General features: G+C 69.4%; 7 protein-coding genes. 5 read left to right on the top strand and 2 right to left on the bottom strand.

The genetic code is table 11. The features are described from left to right. Nucleotides 1-217, top strand: a 217-nt coding sequence (locus DQP56_RS22290) for an SHOCT domain-containing protein (protein ID WP_133259007.1), incomplete at its 5' end; no start/stop codon positions are given. A gap of 5 nt (nucleotides 218-222) precedes the next feature. Continuing rightward, nucleotides 223-1,662 (top strand): PPE family protein, SVP subgroup, encoded by a 1,440-nt coding sequence (locus DQP56_RS25655; RefSeq protein WP_112689140.1) that lies wholly within the window; start codon nucleotides 223-225, stop codon nucleotides 1,660-1,662. A 19-nt stretch (nucleotides 1,663-1,681) separates the two neighbouring features. Here DQP56_RS25655 and DQP56_RS22280 read toward each other — a convergent pair whose 3' ends face one another. Both DQP56_RS22280 and DQP56_RS22275 read right to left on the bottom strand, forming a co-directional pair. Beyond that, entirely contained in the window at nucleotides 1,682-2,440 is a 759-nt protein-coding gene (locus DQP56_RS22280) for an SOS response-associated peptidase (protein WP_112689138.1), read from the bottom strand. 16 nt (nucleotides 2,441-2,456) lie between these two features. Continuing rightward, on the bottom strand, nucleotides 2,457-3,182 hold the full coding sequence (locus DQP56_RS22275; protein ID WP_112689136.1) for a class I SAM-dependent methyltransferase: 726 nt from the start codon (nucleotides 3,180-3,182) through the stop codon (nucleotides 2,457-2,459). A gap of 90 nt (nucleotides 3,183-3,272) precedes the next feature. Here DQP56_RS22275 and DQP56_RS22270 point away from each other — a divergent pair, with 90 nt between their 5' ends. The 3 genes from DQP56_RS22270 to DQP56_RS22260 form a co-directional block, all read left to right on the top strand. Further along, entirely contained in the window at nucleotides 3,273-4,316 is a 1,044-nt protein-coding gene (locus tag DQP56_RS22270) for an LLM class flavin-dependent oxidoreductase (protein WP_112689142.1), read from the top strand. Nucleotides 4,317-4,534: 218 nt separating this feature from the next. Next, complete coding sequence (locus DQP56_RS22265; RefSeq protein ID WP_112689134.1) at nucleotides 4,535-4,834, top strand: PE family protein; 300 nt, start codon at nucleotides 4,535-4,537, stop codon at nucleotides 4,832-4,834. A gap of 9 nt (nucleotides 4,835-4,843) precedes the next feature. Then, nucleotides 4,844-5,647 (top strand): PPE family protein (locus tag DQP56_RS22260; RefSeq protein WP_133259006.1); only part of this gene is annotated, 804 nt, incomplete at its 3' end.

The following is a 5,647-nucleotide window of genomic DNA, read 5'->3' as shown; positions in this document are numbered from 1 at the left end:
AACGACAAGCACAAAAGCAACCGCCAAGCAGCCGCCCCGACCGGTCGTCAAGCAACGCGGCCCGGCTCAGAAGCCGGCGTCACCGCCGGCGCGGCCGTTGAACGGGCCGATCACGCGGATAGCCGGCGAACTGCGGGAACTGGCCGAACTGCGCGACGCCGGGATCCTCACCGAGGACGAGTTCACTCAGGAGAAACGGCGCCTCCTCGGCCGGTAACACCTATGGATTTCGCGTTCTTGCCACCGGAGGTCAACTCGGGCCGGATGTATGCCGGCGCGGGCGCTGGTCCGCTGCTGGCCGCGGCATCGTCCTGGGACGCCCTCGCCGCCGAATTGAACGCCGCGGGCCTTGCCTACGAATCGGTGCTGACCGAACTGTCGTCCGGCTGGGCCGGGCCCAGCGCCGCCGCGATGGCCTCGGCCGCCGCACCGTATGCCCACTGGATGCGTACCGCAGCGACCCAGGCCGAGGAGACCGCCATCCAGGCCAGGGCCGCCACCGCCGCGTACGAGGCCGCGTTCGCCATGACGGTGCCACCGCCGGTCATCGCCGCCAACCGCAGCCTGTTGATGACGCTGGTCGCGACCAATTTCCTGGGTCAGAACACGGCCGCGATCGCGGCCACCGAAGCGCACTACGGCGAAATGTGGGCCCAGGACGCCACCGCCATGTCCGGCTACGCCGCCGGAGCCGCAGCGGCGACCAGGCTCGACCCGTTCACCACACCGCCGCGCACCACGAACACCGCGGGGGCGGCCGCACAGGCCGCCGCGATCGGCAAAGCTGTAAGCCACGCCGGCGGACTCGGCAAAGCCGTGGGCCACGCCGGCGGACTCGGCAAAGCCGTGGGGCATGGCGGTGGACTCGGCAAGGCCGTGGGGCATGCCGGCGGACTCGGCAAAGTCGTCGGTCAGGCCGCCGCCACCGCGGTCGACGGGCAAGGCGAGGGACTGGTCGTCGGATTCACCCAGACGCTGCCGGGCTCCACCCTCCCGGCCGCCGGTTCGTCGACGGGCGCGTCGGCGCTGGCCGGCATCATCGGCCCGATCACCGCCGCAGCCGCGGCCAGCGCACCCGGCATCGAGCTCTCCAACGCCGGTCTCGAAATCATCGTCGACTCGGCGGGCTCGTTCGGCATCGATGCGCTCGGCTCTTTCCTGATCGATCCGCTGGGGGTCGCCGGAATAGGTGAGGAACTGCTGCGGGTGGCCGGCGTGCTGCCGGTGACGGCCAGCATGGCCTCGGCTACCTCGATCAGCGGCTTGTCGGTGCCATTGGCATGGGCCTCGGCGGTGCCGGCAGTGGTCCAGCAGGTCGGAGTGTCGTTGGCGTCCACGGGAACAGCCGCCGGCGCCTCGACCGCTCCCAGCCTCGCCAGCGCCGAGACGGTGATCCCCGGAGTGGGTATGGCCGCCGCGAGCGTTGCCGGCCGGGCCAGCGCCGGTGCCACCCGGGGCCACCGGGTCCCGACCACCGGCGCCACCACCCCGCGACCACCGGAACGCCCGCCGAACGAGCTGCCGGCCCTGACACGCGAATCGGCATTCGGCCTGTTGATGGGCGCCGATGTCGAACTGCGCGAGCTGGCCGAGTTGCGCAATGCCGGCATCCTCACCGACGAGGAATACGCCGCCGAGAAGCGGGCCCTGGTCGGTCACTGACCCAGCCGCCGGCGCGCGGCTACAGCAGATAGCCCTGCTCGGGCTGTGGCGCGGCTTCCGCGATCAGCTCCGGTCCGTTGTTGCGCACGTTGTTGACCAGCGTCGAAACCTCACGCAACACCAGCCCCGGCGCCTGCGGCGAACTGGCCAGCAGCGCGGTGTCCAGCGGTGCGTCCGGATCCAGCCAAGCGTCCCAACGCTTTTCGGGAAGCAGCAGTGGCATCCGGTCGTGTATGCCGGCGATCTCTCCGGCCGCCCCGGTGGTGATGATGGTGACGCTGAGCAGCGGGTCGGATCGAGGGCCGCCCCGCCAGACCGACCACAGGCCCGCCGCGAACAGCATCCCGTCGTCGCCGTGGATGTAGAACGGTGTCTTGCGCGGTTTCTTCCCGACGGGGGCTTCGGCGCGCCACTCGTAGAAGCCGTCCATCGGAACCAGGCAGCGCCGGCGTTCGGCGGCCGAGCGGTAGGCGGGCGAGGTGGTGAGCTTGTCGGCGCGGGCGTTGATCAGCAGCGGGCCACCGGCAGCCGGGGCGCCGTCGGGGCCGGCCTTGGTCCACGGCGGCACCAGTCCCCACCGCATCAGCCGGACTCGGCGGGTCGGCGCTCCCACGTCTGGGCCGGGATGGGTATGCCTGCTGACCACGGTCGCGACGGCGTCGGTCGGTGCCACGTTGTAGTTCGGGGCCGGATCGGCGTCTGCCGGAACCTCGTTGATCGCCCCGATCCGCTCGGCCAGCAGCGCCGGGTCGGTGGTTACCGCAAAACGCCCGCACATGCCTCCATGGTGGCAGCTAGTCGAGCCGGGTGGCAGTCACGGCCCAAAACGGCATGTGCACCACGTTGTCCTCGAGCAGCGGTTGCAGGTAGGCGAACCGCTCGGCCAGCGCGCGCACGCCGTCGAGCAGATCCTCCCGGCCGAGCGCCTCCATCACCGTGATCATCTCGGTGAAGGAGTTGGGGTCGAAGGTGCCCTGATAGGTGGTGGGCCCGATGTGGTCGATCCGCCACCCGGCCTCGGCGAGCAACGGCCCGAAACGCTCGGGCGACAGCCCGTCCAGCTGCCAGCCGTTGACGTTGTGACGTCCGGCCTCGAACATGTACAGCCGCGCTTGGGGTTTGGTGGCCCGGTGCAGGCTGCGGGCATACCGCAGCTGGGTCTGCTCGTCGTCCTGGAACACGTGGTAGAACGCGCTGTCGACGACGGTGTCGAACCGGCCGTCAAACCCGGCGAGCTCGACCGCGTCGGCCACCTGGAAGTTCACCGTCACACCGGCTTTCGCGGCGTTGCGTTGCGCCACCGCGATCGCGGCCGGTGCCACGTCGATCCCGGTCGTGGGGTAGCCCTGCGAGGCATAGTGGATCGCGTGATGCCCCGGGCCGGTGCCGGGATCGAGCACCTCACCGCGCAGCGCACCGTAGGCCACCAGCTGCTGCACCACCGGCTGCGGCCGGCCGATGTCCCAGGGCTCAGGCGGGCTCGCGGGCGGTGCGCCGGCGAAATCCGGGTCGCTGCTCATCGCTTCCACTGTGCGCGACGCCGGTTAACGGATTCAGAACGCTCGGTGTACGAACGGCGATGGCCGAGCCGTGATGGCAAGATCGCCGCTGTGCGCCTCTCAGTGCTCGACCTTGCGCCGGTCCGCACCGACCAGTCCAGTCCGGACGCACTGGCGGCGACCATGCGGCTCGCGCGGATGGCGGACCGCCTCGGCTACCACCGGTACTGGGTAGCCGAGCATCACAACATCCCGTCGGTAGCCGCGACCAGCCCGGCCGTGTTGACCGCGATGATCGCGTCGGAGACCTCACGGCTACGGGTGGGCTCGGGCGGGGTGATGCTGCCCAACCATGCACCCCTGGCGGTGGCCGAGCAGTTCGCGCTGTTGGAGGCCGCCTATCCCGGTCGCATCGACCTGGGTATCGGGCGGGCGCCGGGTGCCGACCCGGTGGCCTCGGCGGTGTTGCGCGGCGCCACCGGCCGTGGCGATCGCGACGTTGATGAGTTCCCGGACAATCTCACCGATGTGATCGCCTTGCTGGGGACCGCCGGAGTGTCGGTGCAACTGGCCGACGGCAGCTATGTGCTCAGGTCGACGCCGCACGCGCTGACGGCGCCGCGGGTATTTGTGCTGGGTTCGTCGGTGCAGTCAGCGCGGGTCGCCGCCGCCAAGGGATTGCCCTATGTTTTCGGCCACCACCTGTTCGGTGAGCAGACCGCCGAGGCGCTGGCTGCCTACCGTTCGGAGTTCGTGCCCGGCGGGCTCGACGGCGAGCCCACCGCGTTCCTGACCGTCAACATCGTGGTCGCCGAAACACATTCGGAAGCAACAGCTTTGATACTGCCATACCTACAACTGCAGGCGCGCACCGCGACCGGGCAACCGCCGGGACGGCTGGACCTGGTCGAGGATGCCGAGCAGGCGACTCTGACCCCCGAACAGCACCTGATCGCCCGCGCCGAGCTCGAACGCGCCGTGGTGGGGACGCCGGTGGAGGCGGTCGCACAGTTGCGGGACTTGGCCGGTCGATTCGATGTCGACGAGCTGATGCTCAATCCGGTCGCCTCCGCCCGCCGGGGAACCGATCCGGCCACCGCGCCGGGACGCGAATCCACCGTCGCGCTGTTACCCGGCGCCCTCAACCAAAGATGAACAACCGGTGACGGATGCGCAACCACATGGTGCGGATCGATGAATGAATCGGGTGCGGTTCCTAACGGCCGATGAACAACTGCTGACACTCTCCGAAAAGGGGCTTTCGCAGGTGTGCCGCCGGGTTGAGATCGCCTAGCGTCGGGTCTGCGCCCAACCGGGCGGCGCGATCCGCAGAGTGGTGATCGCAAACGACGAAGGACTCGACGAGGAGCGTTATGTCGTTCGTAACGACGCAGCCCGAGGCGCTACTGGCCGCCGTTGCCAACCTGCGGACCATCGGTTCGACGATGACCGCGCACAGCGCCGCGGCAGCTGCCCCTACCACCGGCGTGGTGCCGGCCGCCGCCGACGAGGTCTCGGCAATGACCGCGGCACAGTTCGCCGCGCACGCCCAGGCTTACCAGGCCGTCAGCGCTCAGGCCGCAGCCGTGCACGAGATGTTCGTGAACGCGCTCAGCAGCGGAGCCAACGCCTACGCAGCGACCGAGGCGGCCAACGCCGCCGCCACGGCATAGGTCGCAGCGATGGACTACCTTTCCTCACCGCCGGAGATCACCTCCACCAAGATCTATTCCGGTCCCGGCTCAGAGCCGATGGCCGTGGCGGCGTCGGCGTGGAGTGCGCTGGCCGCCGAGCTGAAATCCGTTGCGGCATCGTATCGGACGGTCATCAACCAGCTGACCGCCGAGGAGTGGTTGGGGCCGGCATCGGCGACCATGGCGACCGCGGCCGCACCGTACATCAACTGGATGGAACTCACCGCTGCGCAGGCCGAGCAGGCAGCCAACCAGGGCCGTGCCGCGGCAGCCGCCTACGAGACCACCCGCGCGATGATCGTGCCGCCGATCGCGGTGATGGCCAATCGTCAGCAGCTCCAGCAGTTGGTCGCCACCAACATCCTCGGGCAGAACACCCCGTCTATCGCCGCCACCGAAGCCGAGCACGGCGAGATGTGGGCGCAGGACACCATGGCGATGTACGGCTATCACGCCCAGTCCAGCCAGGCGACCAAGCTCAGCGACTTCACCGCCCCGCCGAACCCGACCAACCCGGGCGCCGAAGCCAGTACCGGCACCGCAGCCCCGTCGGCCCCGCCGGCGTCCAACGCATTGCAGAACCTGCTGAGGCTGCCGGGGTCGGCTGAAACCACGAACGTGGCCGACGACATCCTCAAGGACCCGACCTACAACCTGGCCAACCAGGGTCTGAACCAGGTGATCAGCAACGCGAACCTGCATTCCAACAACCTCTGTGCGGTTTGGCGTGGCATCAGCGGTGTGCTTGGCTTGCAGAAGTTGGGGGCTGACATGGCGAAGGGCGCCTCGGGT

The organism is Mycolicibacter senuensis (assembly GCF_003284925.1).
Taxonomy (GTDB): Bacteria; Actinomycetota; Actinomycetes; order Mycobacteriales; family Mycobacteriaceae; genus Mycobacterium; species Mycobacterium algericum_A.
The sequence above is the reverse complement of the archived record's forward strand: the minus strand, read 5'-3'. Positions and strand labels throughout refer to the sequence as shown.